The 23,958-nt window shown below is 67.7% G+C and carries 20 protein-coding genes and 4 pseudogenes; 16 read left to right on the top strand and 8 right to left on the bottom strand.

The window, feature by feature from the left end:
* Positions 1 to 219: 219 nt before the first annotated feature.
* Entirely contained in the window at positions 220 to 579 is a 360-nt protein-coding gene (locus ACTWQC_RS23870) for a transposase (protein WP_443317837.1), read from the bottom strand.
* A 78-nt stretch (positions 580 to 657) separates the two neighbouring features.
* Between ACTWQC_RS23870 and ACTWQC_RS23865 the strand changes: the two genes are divergently transcribed.
* Positions 658 to 1,398: a Tn3 family transposase gene (locus tag ACTWQC_RS23865; protein WP_443317836.1), complete on the top strand. Its 741-nt coding sequence runs from the start codon at positions 658 to 660 to the stop codon at positions 1,396 to 1,398.
* A gap of 221 nt (positions 1,399 to 1,619) precedes the next feature.
* Here ACTWQC_RS23865 and ACTWQC_RS23860 read toward each other — a convergent pair whose 3' ends face one another.
* Together ACTWQC_RS23860 and sigJ are read right to left on the bottom strand one after the other, a co-directional pair.
* Positions 1,620 to 2,540, bottom strand: a complete 921-nt coding sequence (locus ACTWQC_RS23860) for an NADP-dependent oxidoreductase (protein ID WP_443317835.1) — start codon at positions 2,538 to 2,540, stop codon at positions 1,620 to 1,622.
* Between the two features lie 163 nt (positions 2,541 to 2,703).
* Positions 2,704 to 3,595, bottom strand: a pseudogene (gene sigJ, locus ACTWQC_RS23855) (RNA polymerase sigma factor SigJ).
* A gap of 240 nt (positions 3,596 to 3,835) precedes the next feature.
* Here sigJ and ACTWQC_RS23850 point away from each other — a divergent pair.
* The 4 genes and pseudogenes from ACTWQC_RS23850 to ACTWQC_RS23835 form a co-directional block, all read left to right on the top strand.
* Positions 3,836 to 4,054, top strand: coding sequence for a zinc finger domain-containing protein (locus ACTWQC_RS23850; RefSeq protein ID WP_443317834.1), 219 nt, complete (start codon positions 3,836 to 3,838; stop codon positions 4,052 to 4,054).
* Positions 4,051 to 4,185 (top strand): annotated as a pseudogene (locus ACTWQC_RS23845) (recombinase family protein); the annotation flags it as partial. The gene ACTWQC_RS23850 and the pseudogene ACTWQC_RS23845, both read left to right, overlap by 4 nt.
* Positions 4,186 to 4,306: 121 nt before the next feature.
* Entirely contained in the window at positions 4,307 to 4,573 is a 267-nt protein-coding gene (locus ACTWQC_RS23840; RefSeq protein WP_443317833.1) for a recombinase family protein, read from the top strand.
* A 201-nt stretch (positions 4,574 to 4,774) separates the two neighbouring features.
* A pseudogene (locus ACTWQC_RS23835) lies at positions 4,775 to 5,329 on the top strand (LLM class flavin-dependent oxidoreductase); the annotation flags it as partial.
* A 1,107-nt stretch (positions 5,330 to 6,436) separates the two neighbouring features.
* Here the strand turns inward: ACTWQC_RS23835 and ACTWQC_RS23830 are convergent.
* The 5 genes from ACTWQC_RS23830 to ACTWQC_RS23810 all read right to left on the bottom strand — a co-directional run bounded on the left by ACTWQC_RS23830 (position 6,437) and on the right by ACTWQC_RS23810 (position 11,136).
* Positions 6,437 to 7,117: a hypothetical protein gene (locus tag ACTWQC_RS23830; RefSeq protein ID WP_443317832.1), complete on the bottom strand. Its 681-nt coding sequence runs from the start codon at positions 7,115 to 7,117 to the stop codon at positions 6,437 to 6,439.
* Between the two features lie 16 nt (positions 7,118 to 7,133).
* Positions 7,134 to 7,454, bottom strand: a complete 321-nt coding sequence (locus ACTWQC_RS23825) for a hypothetical protein (RefSeq protein WP_443317831.1) — start codon at positions 7,452 to 7,454, stop codon at positions 7,134 to 7,136.
* A 29-nt stretch (positions 7,455 to 7,483) separates the two neighbouring features.
* Positions 7,484 to 9,679, bottom strand: coding sequence for a glycoside hydrolase domain-containing protein (locus tag ACTWQC_RS23820; RefSeq protein WP_443317830.1), 2,196 nt, complete (start codon positions 9,677 to 9,679; stop codon positions 7,484 to 7,486).
* Positions 9,680 to 10,004: 325 nt separating this feature from the next.
* Positions 10,005 to 10,349 (bottom strand): hypothetical protein, encoded by a 345-nt coding sequence (locus ACTWQC_RS23815; RefSeq protein WP_443317829.1) that lies wholly within the window; start codon positions 10,347 to 10,349, stop codon positions 10,005 to 10,007.
* Between the two features lie 265 nt (positions 10,350 to 10,614).
* The gene (locus tag ACTWQC_RS23810; protein WP_443317828.1) at positions 10,615 to 11,136 is read right to left on the bottom strand and encodes a hypothetical protein; all 522 of its coding nucleotides are present in this window, start codon (positions 11,134 to 11,136) and stop codon (positions 10,615 to 10,617) included.
* Between the two features lie 1,018 nt (positions 11,137 to 12,154).
* Between ACTWQC_RS23810 and ACTWQC_RS23805 the strand changes: the two are divergent.
* The 11 genes and pseudogenes from ACTWQC_RS23805 (at position 12,155) to ACTWQC_RS23755 (ending at position 23,957) form a co-directional block, all read left to right on the top strand.
* A pseudogene (locus ACTWQC_RS23805) lies at positions 12,155 to 12,596 on the top strand (VOC family protein).
* 280 nt (positions 12,597 to 12,876) lie between these two features.
* Positions 12,877 to 14,082, top strand: a complete 1,206-nt coding sequence (locus tag ACTWQC_RS23800) for a sigma-70 family RNA polymerase sigma factor (protein ID WP_443317827.1) — start codon at positions 12,877 to 12,879, stop codon at positions 14,080 to 14,082.
* A 112-nt stretch (positions 14,083 to 14,194) separates the two neighbouring features.
* Positions 14,195 to 15,202 (top strand): ABC transporter ATP-binding protein, encoded by a 1,008-nt coding sequence (locus ACTWQC_RS23795; RefSeq protein ID WP_443317826.1) that lies wholly within the window; start codon positions 14,195 to 14,197, stop codon positions 15,200 to 15,202.
* Positions 15,199 to 15,969: an MlaE family ABC transporter permease gene (locus tag ACTWQC_RS23790; protein ID WP_443317825.1), complete on the top strand. Its 771-nt coding sequence runs from the start codon at positions 15,199 to 15,201 to the stop codon at positions 15,967 to 15,969. The genes ACTWQC_RS23795 and ACTWQC_RS23790 overlap by 4 nt, the downstream gene beginning before the upstream one ends.
* Before the next feature lie 3 nt (positions 15,970 to 15,972).
* Positions 15,973 to 16,800 (top strand): MlaE family ABC transporter permease, encoded by an 828-nt coding sequence (locus ACTWQC_RS23785; RefSeq protein ID WP_443317824.1) that lies wholly within the window; start codon positions 15,973 to 15,975, stop codon positions 16,798 to 16,800.
* A 31-nt stretch (positions 16,801 to 16,831) separates the two neighbouring features.
* Positions 16,832 to 18,127 carry an MCE family protein gene (locus ACTWQC_RS23780; RefSeq protein WP_443317823.1) on the top strand — a complete coding sequence of 432 codons (1,296 nt, stop codon included), beginning with the start codon at positions 16,832 to 16,834 and terminating at the stop codon, positions 18,125 to 18,127.
* Complete coding sequence (locus ACTWQC_RS23775; RefSeq protein ID WP_443317822.1) at positions 18,124 to 19,155, top strand: MCE family protein; 1,032 nt, start codon at positions 18,124 to 18,126, stop codon at positions 19,153 to 19,155. Before ACTWQC_RS23780 ends, ACTWQC_RS23775 begins: the two co-directional genes overlap by 4 nt.
* Positions 19,152 to 20,159, top strand: coding sequence for an MCE family protein (locus tag ACTWQC_RS23770; RefSeq protein WP_443317821.1), 1,008 nt, complete (start codon positions 19,152 to 19,154; stop codon positions 20,157 to 20,159). Before ACTWQC_RS23775 ends, ACTWQC_RS23770 begins: the two co-directional genes overlap by 4 nt.
* A complete protein-coding gene (locus ACTWQC_RS23765; protein WP_443317820.1) occupies positions 20,156 to 21,328 on the top strand; it encodes an MCE family protein in 1,173 nt (390 codons plus the stop codon). The genes ACTWQC_RS23770 and ACTWQC_RS23765 overlap by 4 nt, the downstream gene beginning before the upstream one ends.
* Positions 21,325 to 22,677, top strand: a complete 1,353-nt coding sequence (locus ACTWQC_RS23760; RefSeq protein ID WP_443317819.1) for an MCE family protein — start codon at positions 21,325 to 21,327, stop codon at positions 22,675 to 22,677. Before ACTWQC_RS23765 ends, ACTWQC_RS23760 begins: the two co-directional genes overlap by 4 nt.
* Complete coding sequence (locus ACTWQC_RS23755; protein WP_443317818.1) at positions 22,674 to 23,957, top strand: MCE family protein; 1,284 nt, start codon at positions 22,674 to 22,676, stop codon at positions 23,955 to 23,957. Before ACTWQC_RS23760 ends, ACTWQC_RS23755 begins: the two co-directional genes overlap by 4 nt.
* Position 23,958: the final 1 nt, after the last annotated feature.

Genomic DNA, 23,958 nt, shown 5'->3' with positions numbered 1-23,958 from the left:
CGCTGCCCGGCCGTTGTCAGACCGCGTCCCTACCTTGTTGGACCTTCGTGGTCAGTCCGCCGCGGGGACCGGCCGAGGGCATGGTCGGCCGGCTCGCCGGCCGCGGCCCTTTTTGCGGGCCCCGGCCGCGTGCTGGTGGGCTCGCAGCAGCCGTTCCCAGGTCCCGTCGACAGCCCACATCCGCAGCCGGTTGTAGACGCCCCGCCAATTGCCGTATTTCTACGGTAGGTGCACACACTGCGATCCGGTCTGGAACTTCCACACGATCGCGTCGATCACTTCACGGTGATCCCGCCACCGCCCACCCCTCTTCGGCGTCCGGTCCGGGAGTAACGGCTCGATCCGCGCCCACTGCGTGTCAGCCACCACCGATGGACCCGGTGCAGGCCAGTTCCGCCGCAGGCGCAGCAGACGGTGGCGTGGCGGGTGCTGAAGACTGACATGAGCCAGACGGTCTCCTCTCGCTCCACGGGCGGGAGGGGACCTTTCTGCTGCCCTCCCACGTTTGAGGGGTGCGGTGGTAGGTGGCGGCGGTGATGTCGGGACGGCGGGCCCAGCTGCGGAAGCCTCGGGCGTCATGCCGAGTCAGTAAGCGGTCATGGCCGTGGTGACGAGAGGTCGGCAGTCTCTGCCGAGTGGTGTGGTGACACGATCAGTGTGCCGGTCCCCCACACGCACGGCGCGAGCGTGGTCGGGTTCGCCTTCACCGAGCTGCTCAACTTCCGCCTGCTGCCGCGGCTGAAGAACATCGGCAGCTTTCGCCTGTACCGCCCCGACGACGCGCCGCAGGGCTGGCCCGCGCTCGGCGGCGCGCTGAGTCGGCCGATCCGCTGGGAACTGATCGAGCAGCAGTACGACCAGATGGTGAAGTATGCCACCGCGCTCCGGCTCGGGACGGCGGAGGCCGAACAGGTCCTGCGGCGCTTCACCCGCGGCGGCCCCAAGCACCCCACCTACGCCGCGCTCGAAGAACTCGGCCGCGCCGTGCGCACCATCTTCGCCTGCGACTACCTGGCGAGTCCCGGCTTGCGCCGGGAGATCCACGGCGGGCTCCAGGTCGTGGAGAACTGGAACAGTGCGAACACCGTGCTGCACTACGGCAAGGACGGCGCTCTGACCGGTCCGGACAAGGAGCACGCCGAGACGTCGATGCTTTCCCTGCACCTGCTCCAGGCCAGCCTCGTGCACGTCAACACGCTGCTGCTCCAGCAGGTCCTGGCCGAGACGGGGTGGGCGAAGAAGCTGACGGACGAGGACCGGCGCGGCCTGACCGCCCTGTTCTGGTCCAACGTCAACCCGTACGGCACCTTCCGCCTCGACATGGACAAGCGGCTTGACCTGGCTCCCCTGGCCGTTCCCCGTGCACGTACGCCGTCGGACGCCTCCGCGCTTGTGTGAGCCGAGGCAGCTCGCACGAGCTGCCCGACTGATTCCACTATGACCTTCACGACGGTGGAGGCTTCGGCAGCCCGTATCACCGCCGGTGTCACCGTCGAGGTCAGCTGTCGACGGTGACACCGGCTGGTGATCGCGGCGCCGTTGAATGCGTTCTGACGTGTCCGTCCGGCACGCGTGTGATCGCCTCGGTCAGGCGGAGGGCGGCGCGGTCGGTCTCCTGTTCAGTCTTCCGTGACGCGGATGATCGTCTTGCCGGGGGTGCGCGTGCCGGGGGCGAACGCGGAGGGTGCTTCGGCAAGGGGCCGCACGGCGCCGACGACCGGCTTGAGCCGGCCGTCCCTTACCCGCAGGGCGAGGTCGGTGAGCCGGGCGCGGTCGGGTTCGACGACGAAGAAGACCGCCCGCCCATCCTTGGGCTGGACCTTGGGCGGCATGGCGATGGTGACGAGCGTGCCGCCGGCGCGCACCAGGGCGGCCGAGCGGTCGAGGATGTCGCCGCCGATCACGTCGAACACGACGTCGGCCGCGCCGGCGTCCTCCAGCTTCTCGGCCTGCAGGTCCAGGAAGGTGTCGACGCCCAGGGCGAGTGCCCTGTCCCGGTCGGAGGCGCGGCCGGTGCCGATGACGCGGGCGCCGGCCTCGCGGGCGAGCTGTACCGCGATCGAGCCGACGCCGCCCGCGGCGCCGTGGATCAGGACGGTCTGGCCGGTGGTGAGGCGGCCGTGGTCGAACAGGGCCTGCCAGGCGGTCAGCCCGGAGATCGGCAGTGCGGCGGCCACGGTGTGGTCGATGTCCGCCGGCAGCGGGGCGAGGTTGCGGGCTTCCACCGCGGTGTACTCGGCGAGCGTGCCGTTGCGGGTCCAGTCGGCCAGGCCGAACACCCGCTGTCCGACGCTCAGGCCGGTGGTGCCGAACCCCAGCTCCACGACGACACCCGAGAGCTCGTGCCCGGGCACGCTCGGCGTCCGGTCGCGGCCGGCGCGATCGGTCCACGTTCCCGGCCAGTCCAGCTCGCCAGGGGTGAAGCCCGAGGCGTGCACCCGCACGATGACGTCGTTCCCGGCCGCAGGGGGGTAGGGCATGTCCGTCAGGGACATCCCTGCAAGACCGGCGTCGCGGTCTTGCACAGTGATGGCTTGCATACAGGTCCTTACTGGGAGGGGCGACTCAAGCGCACAGCCCGTTCACACGCAGGGTTCACAGCGGCTCGTCATCGGATCGATCTCATCCGCTCGCGCATTCCTTCGTCGCCCGTTTTGCTCTTTCTCATCAGGGAAACTAGGTAGCCCCTCCGGGTGTGACAGCTCAGACGCGCACGAGTTTGCCGGGATTGATGACCCTGCGGTACGCGGTGATCAGACCGTCTGTGATCTGGACCGTGTCCACGGAGTGGACCCGGCCTTCGCGGTGGAACACCAGGGCGAGCCCGCCGCCGACCTCAGCGAAGTCGATGCGGTCCGGATGCCACTGGCGCCCCACACGCACCATGACCTCGGCGACGCGCTCGCCGCTGTGGATGAGCTTGCGTGCCGCGAAGACCTTGCCGCCGCCGTCGTTGACGTAGACGGCGTCCGGGTGCAGGAGCCTGACCAAGCTGGCCAGGTCCCCGGCCTCGTACGCGGCACGGAAAACCGCGAGGACGCGTTCACGCTCCGCCTTCGACGCCTGCGGCATGGACTGCTTCGCCTTGGCCACCCGCCGTCGCGCCCGCGAGGCGAGCTGCCGGGCACCCGGCACAGAGACGTCCAGCAAGTCGGCGATCCGGCCAAACTCAAGACCGAAGACATCGTGCAGGACGAAAGCCACCCGCTCCGGCGGGCTCAGCTCTTCCATGATCAGCAGCATCGCCGAACGGACGGACTCATCGACGAGTACGGGCTGCGACGCGTCCGGCCTCCGTCAGCAGCGGCGCCGGCAGCCACGGCCCGACATAGGTCTCCCGACGGAAACGGGCACTCTTGAGAATGTCGTACGACCGCCGCGCGGCCACCGTCACCAGCCAAGCCCGCAGATCACCGATGTCCTGTAGATCCGCTCCGGCCGCCCGCAACCACACATCCTGGGTCACGTCCTCGGCATCGGCCACACTCCCCAGCAGCCGGTAGGCCACACCGAAAACCGCAGGCCGGTGCCCCTCCCATCCGGCTCCGAGCGAGTCCTCCTGCTCAGACCGTCCGGGCCCGTGACCGTCACCCATACAGATCGCAACCTCCTGCAGCTTGCGGATCCAGCGTAGCTATCCGAACTCGGGATCTTTGAAGACAGCTCCGCGGAAGCGAGCGAGCCCGCTCAGACCGACGACGTAGGGCGGCGGGGTTTCATAGGTGGTCGTTCGTGAAACAGCCGGTCGGGCGGTGACCCACCTGCGGCGATCACGTTTCATGAGTCGCTGCAAACGAATGGAATTCTGAAACACCCACAGGAAACGCTCGGTGTCGTGAGTGACGACTTCAAGCGCGTGGAAGCGCACGCCTGCCCGATGTCCACCTGCGCCGCCCCGCCCGGCTCGCCGTGCCGGACCGGCAAGGGCAAGGTCGCGATCCAGTACCACACTGCCCGCTTCCGCCTCGTGCCCCAACTCGCCAAGACGCTCAGCGTGCAGACCCCCGCCGTACGCAAGCGGGGTCGGCCTGGACCGAACACCCCCGGCCGGTGAACGCCGGCACCGAGCCGGTCGGACACGTCCGCATCGGGTACGCTCGCGCCTCAACCGCGCGGCAGTCCCTGGACGCGCAACTGGACTCGCTCGCCGAGGCCGGGGTCACCCGGGTCTTCTCGGAGAAGATCTCCACCCGCGCCACCCAACGCACCGAGCTGGAGGCCGCCGTGAAGCTCGCCCGGGGAGATCCGGGCCTCCGGCGCCGCCGTCACCATCGTCGTCCACGAGCACAAGCGCCTCGGTCGCGGCATGGAACTCGCCATGCTCGCCGAGGAGCTGAAGGCAAGCGACGTCGGTCTGGAGTTCCTCAGCGGGGAGCTGATGGGCTCGCACGACCCGTCCGGCATCGTGCTCACCGTGCTCGCCGCGATGTCCGGCATGGAACGCGAGTACATCCGCGACCGCACCCTCGAAGGCCACGAGTCCGCCCGCAAGCGCGGCAAGACCATCGGCGGCGCCAGCGTCACCGACGACGACATGCTGTTCACCGCCCTCCGCTGCGTGACGAGGAATTGAGCCTGCGCGACATCGCGGCCAGGCTCGTCATCTCCAAGGGAGCGAAGAAGGGCCAGCACCCCTCACCCGCGACTGTCATGCGGATGCTGCGGGAACACGACGAACAAGCTGCCACTGCAGCGAACGCGTAATGAGTCGCAAGCCGCGAAAACTACCGGCGGGTTACTTGTGCCCAGGTGTCTGGGCCAGGACTTCAGGGCCTTTCTGGTCGACGAAGTCGCACTCGGCCCGCTGCCGGAGCCATGGCTGCTGGCCTCCAGCACCGCAGGTGCCGCTCTCGCCGCCGGACTCGGCCTGCCGATCGCCATCGCACACCACATCCGGCCGGACAACTCCCTCGCGGCCCTGGAACGTTACCGGGCGGCGTTCATCCCGTCCCGTTGGTGTGAGCAACCTCGGGTGCTGTTGTGCGTGGAGGCGGTGTGTGCCGAGACGGAAGAAGAAGCCGCGTGGCGAGTCGGACCGATGGACGTCGTCAAAGCCGGGCTCCTCAAAGGATTGAGTGAGACGCCCTTCCCCACGCCCGCGGAGGCGGCCACCCATCCCTTCACGGCGAAGGAGCGACAGGAGCTGGTCGGCTTCCGTGCACTGCAAGCCGTCGGGACACCCAAGACCGTCGTACACCGGCTCACGCAACTGGCTGGTGAGACCGGAGCAGACGAACTGATGCTGACCACACCCGTCTACGACCTCCGCGACCGCATTCGCTCCTACGAACTCATCAAGAAATACTCCGAGGCCACGACAGCACCGTAGGAACAACGCTGGGAAGGATGCCGGTGCCCGCACGTCGCAGGCGCTCCTCGCCAGCACTCACCTGTATCTCGAACGCGGTGATGCCCTGGGTGCCCGGCGGGTCCTGGACCGGGCCGCGGAATCCGTCACCGACGTCGAGGGCATGCGGGCCCGGCGGACCTACTGGCTCGACGCTTTGCAGTAGCTACTCGATCCGTGGTGGCCGCGCGCCCTTTCCGAGTCCGCCCCCGGCGAGGCCGAGCGGATCGCGGAGCTTGCCTGTGCGATCGCCGACGGCGAGGACGTCGAGACGATTGACGTCGACCTTGACCCGCTACGCGGCTGAGATGGCCTACGAGCTCGCGTACCACCCCGTCGCCAAGCGGCCAGGCGGACGCACTGCCGGCGGAGCCCGGTCTGCCTTCAACGCCGTACTCCGCTCCATCGCGGAGGACCCGTACGCCTTTGCACGCTTCTATGACTCCGCACCGCCGGAGGCCCGGCAGACGACCTTCGGGGGTGGGGTTGATCGTGTTCGTGATCCAGGAGAGCCTCGTCCGCCTGGTGCTGATCACTCACCTGGGTCGGCCCGGTACCCGGCGCCTGACATCCCTCGTGACATCCGCACTCCGCGACCTGCGGATTCGTGGCGATGTGGGGTGCCGTAGGCGCAATCCTTGCAGGTAGAGCGCTTGTGGGAGCTTCCCGCCTCGCTCGAAATGCGTAGGTCAGGGGTTCGACTCCCCTAGGCGGCTCAACGAAAGGCCAGGTCGGATTGTCTATGACCTGGCCTTTTTGCTTGCCCGTGGCGTTTCGGGGCATGCGACGGCCGAGGCGTGCGATCCCATGCGTGAGCGGAGTCGGAGTCGATCTAGCCATCGGCTCTGTCCCCTGGGTCTTCTTTCGTGGCTTCGGGTTGCATCTTCACACCGGCAGCGCCGATAGCCCCCGACGGACCGAAGGGGCCGTGCGCCCTGACAGGACAAGGCCCAGTCCACCCGATGCCACTGGTCTGCCGGGCGCGCTCGGCAGACCAGTGGCAGAACACCCTCATACATGAGGCCGACTGCCTCCCAACGAGGTCCCGGGACGCACCCGGAGGGGAGATCGGCCCTCATGGGGGTCAGGTCAGGCGGAGCGCTGGATGCGGGCCAGACGATCCGCGCGGCTGCGCCGGGACGGGGACAGGATGTCCACCTCCACACCGGCGCCTTGGCCGGGTGTCGCGTCCCATCTGCGGAGCTTGTCGGCGACCTTCCTCACCCGCTCATCGTTCGGGCCGGCGTCGATGTAGAACAGCGATTCGTCCACCTCGCTGTCGTCGCCACCCCAGCGCACGACCCCCTCGCAGTCGGCGAGGATGTCCCGCAGCGTCAGCTCCTGGGAGGGGAAGAGCCCGCCCTTCGCGCCGGCGCCCGGCCGGATCTGTACCGCGGTACCGGAGGCGAGGTTCGACTCCGGAAGGTCCTTGCGGAGCTTGCCGATGTCCCGCCAGCCGGCCAGGTCGATCCGCTGGATCTGCTCCACTCCGTAGTGGAAGCGGCGGATCACGTGGACGAGAATCAGCTCCACGTCGCCGATCCGGACGTCGACCTTGAGCCCCGTACCGGCCACAGGGCGCGTCCACACCGTCGAGATGTGGTTCGCTTCCTTCTCGAGGGACCAGCCGTTCGCAGACGTCGGGGGCTTCTTCGGCTCCGCCTTCGGCGTGGCCGAGGCTGTGCCCGGCGCGACGGAGCCCATTGCGGCCACGGCACCGATCACCGCGGCGCCCTTCACCACGGCCCGCCTCGCTATGTCGTTCTGCACGTCTTCAATTCCTCTCTCATAGAACGATCATGAGCGCGATCGACGGCGCAAGGGTCATCAGGGCACCGGCCGACCAGTACAGGCGAGCGTCCAGCGCTGTCCTGCGCCGGACAGGGCGGTTGGCGAGCCACCAGACCAGAGCGAACAGCGTCATCACGGGTCCCCCGACCAGCAGCCATGGCAGCATGCCGTCGTTCTCCGTCGGCTCCCGCTGCGTCCAGCCGACGGCAGCGAGTGGCCAGTTCACCGCGAAATACCACAACAGCCACACCGGAACGACACCGGGAATTCCCAGCAGCAGGTTCACGCCCACGGCTGTCAGCAACCACTTCCGCATGCGCCCAGTATTCACGCCCATGATCGGGGTCACTTGTTGCGCGACAGCCGGTTGTAGTTCTCCAGCACGTTGTACAGGCCGATCAACTCGCGGCCGTACTGCTGGGCATCGTCACCGGTCCCGTTGTACCGGGCCAGCAGAGCCTGCGTGTCGGCCAGGCTGGTGGTCAGACTCGGCCTGGCGATCCCGAGCTGGTGCGCGTTGTAGACCGTCAGATAGGCGACCGACCGGATGTTGTAGGTCGGGTCCTGGAGGTCGTCCCACACCGCCCGGACATCGTCGTTGGTCAGCGGGGTGCCGTTGATGATGCCCTGCTGCATGCAATAGTTGCGGGCGTCGATGGTCACCCAGGCGAAGATCTGACCCCAGCCGGTGCTGCAGTCGTCCTTCAGCCCGTTCTTGACGGCTTCGTCGGCGGCGAAGTCTCCGGGATTCAGCTTGCGCAGCTCCCACAGGACCGGCGCCTGGATCAGGGCCTTGCGGAGCTTGAGCTGCCGCGCCAGCGACGTGAACAGCCAGTCCGCACTCAGTACGAGGTCGTACGCCTTGGTGGTGGAGATGCCGCCCAGCGTGGCCCAGTCCTTGTCGGTCCAGCCGTCGCCGCCGGTTTCCGGAACTCCAATGGACGTCAGATAGTTCTGGACGTCCTTCAGCATCGTGTCCCGGTACGCGGCCTTGTCCAGGTCGACGTCCAGGCCCTCGGTGTACGAGCCGGCGTTGAAGTCGCCCTGGCCGGTGTCACGCCCCGAGGCGATGTTGTTGTCGATCTCGATCGCGCCGCTGCCCGAACCGACGGTGATGGTGGCGATCTGGTCGAACGCCCAGTTCGTCGGCATCGGATAACCGAGATTCCCCGAGAATCCGCTCGACATGTCCGACACGAAACTCGCCGCCGAGTACCCGGCGTCCGCGATGCGCTGGCACACGTTACGCGGTCCGTAGACGCCCACGCCATAGCTGGAGTTCTCGCCGATCGTGCGCATCACGCCGCGGAAGTGCGGGACGATGTACTGCGTGACCTCACCGTCCATGGCGTCGTAGTCGACCGCGAAATAGATGATCGTGCCGGGCTTGAATCCATGATGCTGAGCCCATTCGATCGCCTTGAACGCGTCACTCGTGCCCTGGTTGTAGCTGAAGTAGTCCGCCGACCGGCTCCACGTCTGGAAGATGGGGAAGCAGCGCAACCCGTACTCCTTGATCGTGGCGAGCTCGCCGGGTTGGATCTGCTTCTCCGGCAGGCTCGTGCTGGACGGGTTGAAGAGGTACCGGCCGATGTACTTGTAGCCGGCGTCCTTCAGGGCCTGCGCACGCGCCGGCGTGATCATCGTGACACCGTCGCACGCCGTGCCCTTGCGGGACTGGTCGCCGTAGGAGACGAGCAGCGAGGCCCACGTCTGGAAGTCGCCGAGTCCGGTGGCCGGCAGTTTGACGAACGCCTGGAAGCTCTCCACGGCGGTCTTCACCTCGGCGGTGAAGTTCCCGAAGGGAACACTCCGCTTGTTGAGGACCATTGCCGCGGTGAACAACTGCGCCCACGTGCCGGTCGTGCCGACCGAGACCGTGTGGGACTTCAGGCCGGCCTGTGTGCCAGGCCCGAAAACACCGTTCGCGGTGCCGTCGGCCATGCCCAGCTCGTACTGGATCGCGAACAGCATCGACTTGGCGACATCACGGGAGTGGTGGCCGTCGCAGGGGATGACGTAAAAGTCCTTGCGGAGGATGTACCGGCCGTTCAGCCACTGCTGAATGGAGCGGATGGCGTCCGAACCGTTGTTGACGGTGACGTAGGCATCCATGTTGAACAGGCCTTTGACGACCTTCGGCCACAGGGAACTGCCCGGATACGTGGCACTCACGCCCATGTTCTGGTTCAGCTTGACGACGGCGGCCTTGACCCGAGAGTTGTACGTGCCGTCGATCTCGCCGCCGTCGTAACCCTTGCAGTACAGGGCGGACTGGATGATGCGGCAGAAGTTTGCAGAGGGGATGGTTGTTTCATCCAACTTGCCGTACTTCGCCCCGATCGTCGACAGTGTTGTCGGGCCGAAGGAGTCCGACAGAGCGGTGATGCCCATTTCGTACTGGAGCGCCCGCGTCAGGGCGTACATCGTGGGCCAGCCGGTGACGCCGTTCTCGTCCAGTTTGGATATGCCGAGTGTCGCGCCGTTGTTGTAAGTCGTGTTCACAAATCTTTGGGCAAGACGAACCATCTCGTCGGCCATGAACTGTCTCCTGACATCTGGGTGCGCATGAAAAGGGAGTTGGTCGAGCAGGGCTGGGAGGCCGTCCCGATACGGGCGGGCAGCGAATTGGCCCAGCGTGTCCGGGCACGAGGGGTTTCACAGCGGTCACGTTGCGGCGGCCGGTCGCGGGGTCAGCCGCGTAGTGCCTCCGTCGGGGGCACGCGCGAGGCCCGCCAGGCCGGATAGAGGCCGGCCGGCAGCCCCGTGGCCAGGCCGAGCGCGGGAGCCACGGCCGGGGTGAGGGGGCCCCAGGACTCCAGGACGGGCATCCACGCGGCAGCACAGGCCCGCGATGGAAGGGCGGCTATCGTTCCAGTCGGCTGCTGCTGGTGATCTCGACCTCGGGATCGCCAGGTACGGGGTGTTCGGGGTCGCCGGGGGTGAGTTCGGTCGGCCAGGTGGTGCCCGGGTAGACACCGGTGGTGTGGGTGTCCACGTGCACGGTGGCGCTGTAGCCACCGGGGCCAGTGACCCTGATGGTGACCCTGTAGAAGGCTCGTTCACCGCCGTGGTTGGTGACCGTGACCGGTACCCGGAGCCGCCCGTCAACCTTCCTCGGCCCGTACACCAGCACGTCCCCGTCTTCGGTTGTGGCGATCGGCTTGCCGAAGCCGTAGTCCTCCGGAGCCGGGATATCGGTGTTCCTCACCACCGGCTCGCCTTCAGCCGCATGTGCCGCCCGCTGCCGCTCTGCTTCCTCCCGGGCGCGCTCAACGGCGCCTTCGGTCGATCCGCCGGTGGGAGGCGTGGAGGACTTCTCGCCCCCATGGGAGGCACTGTTCGCCTCGCCGGCCGGCGACGGAGCGGCACCGTGCTCGGCGGGCCGTTCGGCTGCCGCGGCGTCAGCGTCTGCCTGAGTCGAGCATCCCGCCAGCAGTACCGCAGTCGCGGCGGCGGCCCACGCGCTCACGGCCCTAGTCGCACAGGTACGCATAGTCCGTCCCGTAGTTGATGTAAAGCGTTCCGGAGGAGGACCACATCTGGGCGGTTACGTGCGCACAGACCGGCTCAGAGGTGTAGACGGGGCCTGCGTACTGGCTGAAGTTGCCCTCGTCGGTGTCGCACACGGTCTTCTTCCAGTTGCACACCTTCAGCTTCATGTGGCGGGTGGCGCCGAGGTTGTTGTCCATGATCGAGCAGCCGTAGTCGTTGCCGCCCTTGGTGTAGTTGAACAGGGTTGCGTGACGCATGCTCGGGTCGGTGCCCTTGGGCAGCGGGGTGACGGTGCTGAGTTCGTAGCCGGAGCCACACACCGTGGCGGCGGCCGAGACCACCTCCGGGTTGGCCTGGGCGTAAGCCTTTGTCTGAGCGTTGGCGCTCTGCGCGACTTTCACATCGGGCTTGTCCGAGGCAACAGCCTGCGGCGCGATAAGGGCAGTCGCGGTCAGTGTTGCTATGGCGACGGCCATGCGTCTGACAGGCGTAGTGATAGCCATGAACGGGTTCCCCCTGATGAAGTTGTGCGGGACCGGTCCCATCCCAGCTTCAAGCCCTCTTCCACCCGTTGCGATGCCTTGCCCAGGTGAGGCGGACGGGCCGGCCCCGCGGTCGGCGGCAACCCTAGCCGCATGACCGTTCGAGTCACATCTGTTAACCATCCGAGAGGGCAGGGGCGGACAGGGGTGGATGGCAGGACTGGTGACGCATGGTCACCAGATATAGCGAATAGGCCCATTACGTGATGGGAAATCCACCTTTGGGTCTCCCCTGGAACATCACATTCAGTATGTGTGTGTCTTGAGTCACTTGTGGTGTCAGTGCTTCTCCGTACCACCCGGCTCCACCCGCGAACCGCAGGCGGCTGCTGGAAAGTTGTCCAGGGCCGTCGGAGTTCACTGTGCGGATCGCTCCGCGGTCGGTCCCCGGCAGACCGCGGTCCCGCGCGTACGGTCTTCGCGCCGCACGACGGCGCCACCAGGGCCGTGCGTCTCGCCGCCGCCCGCGCGCCGGCGTCCCGTGGATCGCCCTCCTCGACACCGTGGACCTTCTCGCCGCCCCCTCTACGGAGCAGCTGGTCCCCGCCCTCGTCCTGGAGGCGATGGCCCGGGCTTACCGCGCTCCCAGAGCATCCGGTACAGCGGCAAGCACACAGGGGGTGATCTCTCGGCTGCGTCGCGACACATGCGCGACACCTCAACATGCGCGACACCTCAACATGCGCGCCTACCAGTCCGGGGCCCGCTCTAACCCCGCGCAGGCCGGCACGGAGGAGCTTCGTGCGTGAGCGATGCGTGAGCGGAAGGGGCGGCATCGGTTGGACCGGGCGGCATCCGGGGCCCGGTGGCATGGTCCTAGGTATCCGCTGACCTGGCCTCTTAAGTTTTTCTGCCATCCAACTGCCCGCAACTGTCCTCAACCGCGCTCCTATCAGGACGGCTTCGCGCAGGCCGTCGAGGGGCGGGTGTCAGTGGCCGGTGCCAGGCTGAGGTCAAGGGATCTGCGAAGGGAGTCGCCATGATCACCACTGACGTTTCCGGCTCGCCGTGCTGGCTCGATCTCGGTGCGCCCGATGTCGCTGCCGCGGCAGGCTTCTACGGCTCGGTGTTCGGCTGGGAGTTCCAGTCCTACGGTCCGGACGCGGGCGGATACGGCGTCTTCCGGCGGGACGGAAAGGTCGTCGGCGCGGTCGGGCAGCTGACCGAGGAAGGTGCCCGCTCGGCCTGGATGATCTACTTCCACACGCTCGGAGCATCTGGCCCTCACCGGCGGCCGCCCGTACTGGCATCCGGTGTTCGCGGTCGCGGACTGTGACGCCACGGTGGCGAGTGTCACAGAGGGCGGCGGCAGCCTGCAGATGGGTCCTGAGGACGCGGAGGGCGTGGGGCGGCTGGCCGTCTGCCTCGACCCGGCCGGTGCGGATTTCGTGGTGCTCAAGCCCGTGGAGGCGCCCGCGTAAAGCGGAAATGACCTGAATAAAGCTGATATTTCTTCGGCCCGGATCTCCATGGGATCGGTGCTGGATCGCTACGGGATCGTGCACTGGATCATGCTGCGCCGCCCGCCGATCGTCGCGTATCGTCCCGGAAATCCCACATCCGTATCCGCTCCGGTGCCGGATTGAGTCCGTCCTGCCCCTCCCCACCAGGGGGTACCCGGCGGTAATGTCAGCGCCCTCCTAAGAGGAGGCGGCGCTTCCGGGGCCGCGGGTTTCGATCTCGAAAGTGCGAGGGGGCCTGATGGCAGCGAACACTCATCCCGCGCATTCCCGTGGGTCGTACGGCGGCTCCGAGGAGCGCTGGCGGCGGATGTGGAGCCACCGCGAGCAGTTGCTGAAGGTGGCCCGCCGGAGGTCCATGAGTCTCGAGGACGCCGAGGATGCGGTGCACGAGGCCATGCTGCGCGCGGTGGAGAACCCTCATGTCGACGAGGAGCGGCTCGGGGCATGGCTGACGACCGTGACGATGCGGCTGTGCGCCGACCGGTACCGGCAGGTCAACCGGGAGGCGCAGGTCGGCAGTCGGTCGACCTTCGCCGTCCCCCCGCCCCCGCCCGTCGAGGAAGAGGTGTGCGACCGCGCGGAGGCGAAGTGGCTGGCGAGCCGGAGCGATGAGCTGCCCGCCCGGCAGGCCGAGGCGCTCTGGCTCAAGTCGGAGGACCTGGACGTCGGTCAGGTCGCCCGGAAAATGGGCCTGAGCTACCGCACGGTCGAGTCGCTGCTGGCCAGGGCCCGGCGGACGCTGCGCAACTCGCTCGCCGCGACGCTGGGGGCCGCCCTGTGGGCGGGCGGGCAGGGACGGCACCGGGCGCCCGGCGGAGGCGCGCAGGCCGCGACCCTGGTGTCCACGGCGGCGACGCTGGCCGTTCTGGGATTCGCCGCGCCCCACTACCCGTACGAGCCGGACGGAGCCCGGCCCACGCCGACCTCTCCCGAGGCGACGGAGGACTGGCCCACGGCGTCGTACGAGAGCGATGTGCCTCCGGCCTCGTCCGGGTCCGCCGCGATGTCCGCGCCCGCCGGTCGGGGTGGTGCGCTCGCGGGTGACCTGGCCGCGGAGGTGCAGGCGATGCTGCCCGAGGCGGTGACGCTCCCGGGGCTGGCGGTTCCCTCGGTGCCCGCCGTCCCGCCGACCGTCCACATTCCGTCGGTTCCGACCGTCCCGTCGGTTCTGTCCGTGCCGACGGTTCCCGACATCCCGGACGTTGCCGGCACTCCGTCGCTCGACGACGTTCCGTCGGCTCCCTCCGTCGACTCGGCTCGGTCACACATCTCGAACTTGTCGGACTTGTCCGGCCTTTCCGGCCCGTCCGCCCCCTCCGTTTCGAGCTCGCCCTCCGGCGTCGACCCGTCGGCCCGCCTGGGCGGCGCGACCGCTGACGACTCCACCGGGCGGCACGCCGACTCGCTGCCCACGGGCTCGCTGCACACCGACGTTCAGCCCTGATCAGCACGTGATTGCGGGCCCGTAAAAAAATTCGGATTGCTCGCGACGGACGGCCCGCTCGCCCCCGTAGAGCAGATGACAGTAGCTGCTTCAGGGTCGAAGGGCGGAGCGAATGGGTGTCGAGATCTGCGTGGAAGGGTTGACCAAATCCTTCGGTCACCAGGTCATCTGGCAGGACGTCTCGCTGACTCTGCCCGCAGGAGAGATATCGGTCATGCTCGGCCCATCGGGCACGGGTAAATCGGTCTTCCTCAAAACGCTGGTCGGCCTGCTCAAGCCGGACCGAGGCTCCATATGGATCGACGGGAGGGACGTCACCGCGCTTCGCGAGCACGACCTCTACGAGGTGCGGAAGCTCTTCGGCGTCCTCTTCCAGGACGGCGCGCTGTTCGGGTCGATGGACCTCTACGACAACATCGCCTTCCCGCTGCGTGAGCACACCCGCAAGTCCGAGCGGGAGATCCGGCAGATCGTGCTCGAGAAGATGGACATGGTCGGCCTGATCGGGGCCGAGGGAAAGCTGCCCGGTGAGATATCCGGGGGTATGCGCAAGCGGGCCGGTCTTGCGCGTGCCCTGGTGCTCGATCCCGAGATCATCCTGTTCGATGAGCCCGACTCCGGCCTCGACCCGGTGCGCGTGGCCTATCTCAACCAGCTGATCGTCGATCTCAACGCGCAGATCGACGCGACGTTTCTGATCGTCACGCACGACATCGCCTCGGCCCGCCTGGTGCCGGACAACATCGGGCTGCTGTTCCGCCGCGAGCTGGTGATGTTCGGGCCCAGGGAAGAGCTGCTGTCCAGCGGCGAGCCGGTGGTCGGCCAGTTCCTCAACGGGCGCATGCAGGGCCCCATCGGGATGGCCGAGGAGAAGGACGCCGCCCAGGTCGAGCAGGAGCTCGCCGAACTCGACGCCGGCAATCACATCGGCCCGAAGGGCGGCAAGGGCGCATCCGGCGCGGGTGTGACCCCCCGCCTGCTGCCCAGCGAGGGCATCGTCCGCCCGCCGCGCTGGCAGGAGATCGCCGAGTACGAGGAGAAGATGCAGCGGCTGCGGGAGCTGCGGGTTGCCTCCGAGGGTGCGGTCGGCGCGGACAGCCGGGGGGTGACCGGCATATGAGCCTTTCGCCCACCAATGCGCTGAAACATTCCGGCAGCCTGTTCGCGCTGTTCATGGACGTCCTGCGGACGCTTCCGCGACGGCCGCTCCAGATACGCGAGTTCATCCAGCAGTCCTGGTTCATCGCGAGCGTCACGATTCTGCCCACCGCGCTGGTCTCCATCCCGTTCGGAGCCGTGATCGCGCTCCAGATCGGCAGTCTGACCCGGCAACTCGGAGCGCAGTCCTTCTCCGGCGCCGCCTCGGTCCTCGCAGTGCTGCGCGAGGCGTCCCCGATCGTGACCGCGCTGCTCATCGCCGGTGCGGGTGGTTCCGCGATCTGCGCCGACCTCGGGGCGCGCAAGATCCGCGAGGAGATCGACGCCATGGAGGTGCTCGGGATCGACCCGATCCACCGGCTGGTCGTTCCGCGGGTGCTGGCCTCGATGTCCGTTGCCGTCCTGCTCAACGGACTGGTCTCGGTGGTCGGTGTGGCCGGCGGCTACTTCTTCAACGTGGTCCTGCAGAACGGGACGCCCGGCGCCTATCTGGCCTCCTTCACCACCCTCGCCCAGCTACCCGATCTCTATTGGGCCGAGCTGAAAGCACTGCTCTTCGGGGCCATCGCCGCAATCGTCGCCTCGTACAAGGGCCTGACGGCCAAGGGAGGCCCCAAAGGTGTCGGAGACGCGGTGAACCAGTCGGTCGTCATCACCTTCATGCTGCTGTTCGTCGCCAACTTCGTGATGACGGCGATCTACTTCCAACTCGTTCCGCAGAGGGGTTAGTCGATGGCGCTGTCGGAACGATTCATCTCAGGCCCCCTCCGCTCCCTCGAGGAGCTCGGCGGCCAGCTGTCCTTCTACGGCCGCTCGCTCGCCTGGACCGGCCGCACGATGCGCCGCTACAAGAAGGAAGTCCTGCGCCTGCTGGCCGAGGTGAGCTTCGGCCGCGGAGCGCTGGCGGTCATCGGCGGCACCGTCGGGGTCATCGCGTTCCTCACCTTCTTCACCGGAACCGAGGTCGGCCTCCAGGGGTACGCCGCGCTCAACCAGCTCGGCACGTCGAACTTCGTGGCGTTCATCTCCGCCTACTTCAACACCCGTGAGATCGCGCCCCTGGTATCCGGGCTCGCCCTCTCCGCGACCGTCGGCGCCGGCTTCACCGCCCAGCTCGGCGCGATGCGGATCAGCGAAGAGGTCGACGCGCTGGAGGTGATGGGCGTCCCCTCGCTGCCCTTTCTGGTCACCACGAGGATGATCGCCGGTTTCGTCGCGGTGATCCCGCTCTACGTGATCGGGCTGCTCTCTTCCTACTTCGCCGCCCGCACGATCACCACCGGCTACTACGGGCAGTCGTCGGGCACGTACGACCACTACTTCCAGCAGTATCTGCCGCCCGTCGACGTGTTGTGGTCCTTCGGCAAGGTGATCGTCTTCGCCGTCGTGATCATTCTCGTCCACTGCTACTACGGCTACTACGCGAAGGGCGGCCCGGCGGGCGTCGGCGTCGCGGTGGGCCGGGCGGTGCGCACGTCCATCGTCGCCATCAACATCATGGACTTCTTCCTCAGCCTGGCGATCTGGGGAGCCACCACGACTGTGCGGATCGCGGGGTAGCAGACAGATGCCGATATTGACACCGACACGGATGCAGACGCCGGCGCCGGCTCCATCCCCGGCGAAGGCCCGTACGCCCGGCGGCAAGCTGCGGCTCTACGGCATTGTCTTCATCGTCGTCCTCGGGTTGCTGCTTGCGCTGACGGTCGCCATCTACCAGAAGGCGTTCACCCCGTCGGTCCCGATCACCCTCCAGGCGACCACGACCGGCAACCAGCTGGAGCCGCCCGCAGACGTGAAGCTGCGCGGCCTGATCGTCGGGGAGGTCCGGGAGGTACGGGCTGACGGCGAGAAGGCGACGCTCGACATCGACCTCAAGCCCGAGCACACGTCCCGCATCCCGGCCGACGTCCAGGCCCGGCTGCTGCCCAAAACGCTGTTCGGCGAGAAGTACGTCGACCTGGTCGTCCCCGACCACTCCCCGCAGCGGCCCATCCAGGCCGGAGACGTCATCACCCAGGACCGCACCAAGGCGGGCATGGAACTCCAGAAGCTGATGGACGACCTGCTGCCGCTGCTGCGCGCGGTCCAGCCGGGCAAGCTGAACGCCACGCTGTCCGCGTTCGCCGACGCGCTCGAGGGGCGTGGCGACGAGATCGGCACCAACCTCGTCCGGGTGGAGCGCTACTTCCACGAACTCAACCCGCACATGCCTGCCATGCAGGCGAACATCTCGAAGTTCGCGGACGTGGCCGAGATCTACGCGGACGCCGCCCCCGACCTTGCGAGGATCCTGCGCAACTCGATCGCCAGCAGCAAGACGCTGGTGGAGAAGAAGCAGGCGTTCGCCTCGGCCCTGACCGGGACCACCACCTTCGCGGGCACCGCGGAGAACGTGATCGACGACAACTCCGAGCGGCTCATCGGCCTGGCCCGGGTCTCCCGGCCCACCCTGGCGCTGCTCGCCCGCTACTCGCCCGAATACCCCTGCCTGCTGCGCGGCCTGGTGAAGTCGGAGCCGCTGGCCGAGCAGATTTTCAAGGGCGGAAAGATGCACATCACCCTGGAGGTCGCTCTGCCCCGCTCTCCCTACAGCCCCGGCGAGGAGCCGCGCTACGCCGAGCGCTCAGGACCGAGCTGCCGGGGCCTGCCCAGTCCGCAGAAGCCGTTCCCCGGGGCCAAGCTGAACGATGGCACCAAGGGCTCCGGCTCCTCTTCCCACTCCACGCCCGGCCTGCTCAGCGGCGTGACCGGTACGGCGGCGGAGCAGCAGGTCGTCGGTTCGCTGGTGGCCCCGGTCATGGGCGTGCCCGCCGACGAGGTGCCCGGCGTGGCGACCCTGCTCTTCGGCCCGATGGCCCGCGGAACGGCGGTGAGCGTCGCATGAAGGCACGAGAGACGGCCGCACCGCTGATCAAGTTCGCGCTTTTCGCCGTGGTGACTGTGCTGGCCACGGCCCTGCTCGCGGCCACCATCGTCAACATACGGTTCACCGATGAGGACACATACCAGGCGGTGTTCAGCGACGTCACTGGCCTGGAGAAGGGCGACGACATCCGGGTGGCCGGGGTCAGGGTCGGCGAGGTGCAGGACATCCGGATCAAGGACCGGACGCTGGCCGAGGTCGAGTTCACCGCCTCCAGCGACCGGCCGCTGCTTGCCTCCTCCGGCGCGGTCATCCGCTACCGCAACCTGGTCGGACAGCGCTACATCGCGCTGACCGAGGGCGCGGGGAAGAGCAGCGATCGGCTCCGGCCCGGAGCCACCATCCCGCTCTCCAGGACCCAGCCCGCCCTCGACCTCAACGCGCTGCTCAACGGCTTCAAGCCGCTGTTCGCCGCGCTGAGTCCGAAGGACACCAACCAACTGGCCACGGAGATCATCAAGACCCTCCAGGGCGAGGGCGGCACGATCAACAGCCTGCTCGCGCACACCGCGTCGCTCACCACGACGCTCGCCGACCGCGACGAGCTGATCGGCTCAGTGATCGACAACCTCAACGACGTGCTCGGGACGGTGGACAAGCGCAGCACGCGCTTCTCCGGCCTCCTCAAGCAGCTGCAGCGGGTGATGTCCGGGCTGTCCGCCGACCGTAAGGCGATCGGTGACTCGCTGGTGGGCATCAGCGACCTGGCCGGCGCCACCTCGGGCCTGCTCGAAGACGGACGCCCGGCGCTGAAGTCCGATATCGCCCAGCTGTCCCGGCTCACCGGAACGCTCAACAAGAACGAGAAGACCGTGGAGGGCGTCCTGAAGCGGCTCCCGCGCAAGCTCAACAAGCTCACCGCCACCGGCTCGTACGGCTCCTGGTTCAACTTCTATCTGTGCGACTTCGACGGCCGTGTCGTGCTGCCGAAGACCGCGGAGGCCATTACGCCCCGGCTCCACGTCGACCAGGCGAGGTGTGGTCGGTGATCCCCTTCCGCGAACGCAACCCCGTAACGATCGGGGCGGCCGGCCTCACCACCATCGCGCTGCTCATCGCCGCGGCGTTCAATGTGGAGAGCCTTCCGCTGATCGGCAGCGGCGAGAAGTACAGCGCCGCCTTCTCCGAGGCGGGCGGCCTCAAGTCAGGTGACGAGGTCCGTATCGCCGGGGTCAAGGTCGGCAAGGTCGACGACGTCGAGCTGGACGGTGACCACGTCAAGGTCACCTTCCGGGTCAAGGGCGAGCCGCAGTTCGGGACCAGGAGTGGCGCCGCCATCCGGGTCAAGACCATTCTCGGCGCCAAGTACCTGTCCCTGGAGCCCAAGGGGACCGGGCAGTTGGAGCCCGGCAGCGAGATCCCGATCCAGCGGACGGTCCCCGCCTACGACGTGGTGCAGGCGTTCAGCGACCTCACCACGACCAGCGAGAAGATCGACCACAAGCAGGTGGCGAAGGCGATGGACACGATCTCGGCGACGTTCAAGGACTCGCCCCCCGAGGTCAAGGCATCGCTCAACGGTCTGTCCCGGCTGTCCAGGACCGTGGCCTCGCGCGACAAGGCGCTGGGCGATCTGCTCAAGCGCGCCAACGGCGTCACCGGGGTGCTGTCCAACCGCTCGGACGAGCTGGTCTCCATGATGAAGGACAGCAACGCGCTGTTCGAGGAGATCCGCAAGCGGCGCCAGGTCATCCACACCCTGCTGGTCAACGCCACCACGCTCGGGGTGCAGCTCTCGGGTCTCGTCGAGGACAACCGGAAGCAGATCGGCCCGGCGCTGAGCCGGCTGAACACGGTCGTCCAGATGCTGCAGCGCAACGAGAAGAGCCTGAACCGCAGCATCAAGCTGATGGCGCCGTTCGCCCGGGTCTTCACCAACACCCTCGGCAACGGCCGCTGGTTCGACACCTACGTCCAGAACATGGTCGCGGTCAATCCCGCCTCGCCCCGCGGCGGGGGCTCCGCGCAGACATCCCCGGGAGGTTCACGATGAGGGCCGCCTCCAGGAGGAACAGGACGCGGCGCAAGCTGCAGCGCCGTATCGCTCTCGCCGTCGCGCTGGCGCTTGTCACGGGACTGGCCGTGGCGCTCTGGCCGCAGCAGGACAACGTCAAGGTCACCGCGTACTTCCCGCGCACCGTCGGCATCTACCCCGGTTCCGACGTCCGCGTCCTCGGCATCCGTATCGGCGAGGTCAAGAAGATCACGCCGCAGGGTTCCCGGGTGCGGGTGGAGCTGGAGTACGAGGCGGACAAGAAGGTGCCCACGGACGCCAAGGCCGCCATCATCAACTCCTCGGTGGTCAGCGACCGTTACGTCCAGCTGCTGCCGGTCTACCGCAGCGGTCCGGAGATGAAGAGCGGCGACGTCATCCCCGAGAACCGCACGGCCGTCCCGGTCGAGCTGGACCGGATCAACGACAGCCTGCACACCACGGCCGAGGCGCTCGGCCCGCGTGGCGCCAACAAGGACGGCTCGCTGAACCGGCTGCTCGGGGTCAGCGCGGACAACCTCAAGGGGCAGGGCGGGAAGATGCACCAGATGGTGAAGGACCTCTCGCTGGCCGTCTCCACCCTTTCGGACAGCCGCAAGAACATGTTCGGGACGGTCCGGAACCTCCAGGTGTTCACGTCCGCGATGGCGGCGGACGACAAGAGCGTCCGGACCTTCAACGACAGCCTGGCCGGCGTGGCGGAGCAGCTCTCCGGTGAGCGCAAGGAGCTCGGGGAGGCGCTCAAGCAACTGTCGATCGCCCTCAAGGACGTGGCCGGTTTCGTCAAGGGCAACAAGAAGTCGCTGACCTCCAATGTGAAGGGTCTCAGCGAGGTGACGCGCGTACTGGTCAAGCAGCGCGCCGCGCTGGAGGAGCTGATGGACGTCGCACCCGCCGGTCTCGGCAACCTCAACAACGCGTACAACCCGGAGTCCGGCACGCTGGACACCCGCAGCAACGGCGAGCAGTCGCATGACCCGGCCAGCGTGCTGTGCTCGATCTTCAAGACGACGGGAGAGAGGTCCGACTGCGGGGAGCTGCAAGAGCTCTTCAAGTCCCTCCCCGACATGCCGAAGGGCGACCCCGTCACCGGAGCCCCCCAGCAGGCCTCCGCAGGGACCGCCACAACGGACAAGACGCTCGGCGGGATTCTGGGGGCCAGCGCATGACCGCCCGGAACGAGGCCGCCCGCCCCGAGCGGCGGCACAGGACCGGCTTCGCGGCGAACGTCCGGCGCACGGCCGCCCTGTGGGTGGCCGCCGGGTCGGTGCTGCTGTCCGGCTGCGAGTTCAACGGCCTGTACGACGTCCAGCTTCCGGGCGGCGCCGCCGCGAACGACGACGCGTACCACGTCACCGTCGAGTTCCGGGACGTCCTCGACCTGGTGCCGCAGTCGGCCGTGAAGGTCAACAACGTCACCGTGGGCGCCGTCGAGAAGGTGGAGCTCAAGGGCTGGCACGCCAGCGTCCGCCTGCGCATCGCGGAGCATGTGAAGCTGCCCGAGAACGCGGTCGCCGAAATGCGCATGACCAGCATGCTCGGCGAGAAGTACGTGTCGCTGGCCAAGCCGGCGGGCGTCCAGCCGGTCGGGAAGCTCGAGGACGGCTCGCGGATCCTGATGTCCCGCAGCAGCAGGACCCCGGAGATCGAGGAGGTGCTCTCCGCCCTCTCCGCGCTGCTCAACGGCGGCGGGGTGGCCCACCTCCACACGATCACCAAAGAGCTGAACAACACGATGGAGGGTCGCGAGGACCGGATCAAGAACCTGCTCACGGAGCTGGACACCTTCCTTGGCGGCCTCGACCGGCAGCGCTCCGAGATCGTCCGCGCGATGAAGGGCATCGACCGGCTCTCCAAGCGGCTCCGGAAGGAGAAGACCGCGATCGGTGAGGCCATCGACACCATGCCGCCCGCGCTGAAGGTGCTGGCCGACCAGCGCCGCAACCTCACGCGGATGCTGCGGTCCCTCTCCAGTCTCGGCAAGGTCTCGACGAAGGTGATCAACGCGTCCAAGGACGATGCGATCGCCAACCTCCGGAACCTGCAGCCGATCCTCACCAAGCTCAACCAGGCGGGCAACGACCTGCCGAACGCGCTGGAGCTGCTGACCACCTATCCGTTCCCGCGCAACGCCCCGGACGCCATCAAGGGCGACTACACCAACCTGCACATCACCGCGGACCTCGACCTCAAGAGCATCTACGGCAACGTCACCGAGGACCCGAAGAAGGGCGAGGGCAAGAAGGACGACGGCGGGAAGCCCAGCGTGCCGGAGGCACCGGAGGCACCGGACGCGCCGGAGGCACCGGACGTGCCGGAGTTCCCCGGTCTCCTCGAGCCCACCTCGCTCCCGAAGTCGGACGGGGGCCAGGACACGGGCGGCGGCGACGCGATGTGCCTGCCGGTGTGCACCGGAACCCAGGCCTCGTACCGCACCTCCGGCATCGGCGAACCGGTCTATCCCAGCGGTTTCGACCTGGCTCTCGCGAGGCTCATGACGAAGGGGATGCTGTCGTGATCACCCGTATGGTCAAGGCGCAGCTCCTCGCCTTCACCTCCATCACCGCCGTGGGCGTGTCCTACGTCGGCGCGGAGTACGCCGGCCTCGGCGACCGGATCCTGGACCGCGACTACACGGTGCGGGCGAACTTCGCCGAATCCGGAGGCATCTACTCGGACGCCGAGGTTACCTACCGGGGGATCCCGGTGGGCCGCGTGGGCGAGCTGCGCCTCGGCGACTCCGGCGGTGTCTCGGTGGAGCTGCGCATCAAGGACGGCCCGCGCATCCCCTCCGACACCCTCGCCGTGGTGGCCAACCGCTCGGCCGTGGGCGAGCAGTACGTCGATCTGCAGCCGCGCGCCAGGAGCGGCCCGTATCTGGGCGAAGGCTCCGTGATCGCCCAGAAGGACACCCGTACCCCGCTGCAGACGACGAAGCTGATCAAGGGTCTCGACCGGTTCGTCCAGTCCGTCGACAAGAAGGACCTCAAGATCACGGTCGACGAGCTGGGCAAGGCGTTCGCGGGCACGGGGCCGCACATGTCCCGGATGGTCGACTCGGGCAACGCGCTCGTGAAGGAGGCGAGCGACTCGCTCCCTCAGACGATCAAGTTGATCGAGGACTCCCAGGGTGTGCTGCAGACCCAGATCGACAAGGGCTCGTCCATCAAGTCCTTCTCCCGCGATCTGGCGGACCTCACCGAGCAGATCAAGAACAGCGACGGCGACTTCCGCAGGCTGATGGACGGCCAGACGTCGGCCGCGCACGAGATGGACTCGCTCCTGAAGGCCAACCAGAGGGCGCTTCCGGTGCTGCTGGGGAACCTGATCAGCGGAGGCCAGGTCAGCGCGGCACGGCTGCCGGGCATGGAGCAGACCCTGGTGACCTTCCCGGCCGTCGTCGCCGGCAGCTTCACGGTGCTCCCGGGCGACGGCACCAGCCACTTTGGTATGGTCCTCAACTCCGACGAGCCGCCGGCGTGCCGGCAGGGATACGGCAGCACCAAGCATCGCTCCCCCAAGGACACCAGCGAGCGGCAGGCGAACACCTCGGTCCGCTGCACGGAGCCGCGCGGCAGCAAGACCTCGGTGCGCGGTGCGCAGAACGTCCCGCAAGCGGGTGGCTCCGCCTCCGGGAGCCAGGCCGATCTGGCGTCGTACGTGGCGCCTTACGACCCCGCATCCGGCCTCGTCACGGGACCGGGCGGAGGGGCCGTCCAGATCGGCTCGACCGGGGGAGAACAGAACGTGTTCGGAAAGGACTCATGGCAATGGCTGCTCGTTGGACCGATGGCATGAA

The sequence above is a fragment of the Streptomyces sp. 8N616 genome (assembly GCF_052246385.1).
GTDB lineage: Bacteria > Actinomycetota > Actinomycetes > Streptomycetales > Streptomycetaceae > Streptomyces.
This window is presented reverse-complemented; position numbering and strand designations above follow the sequence as displayed.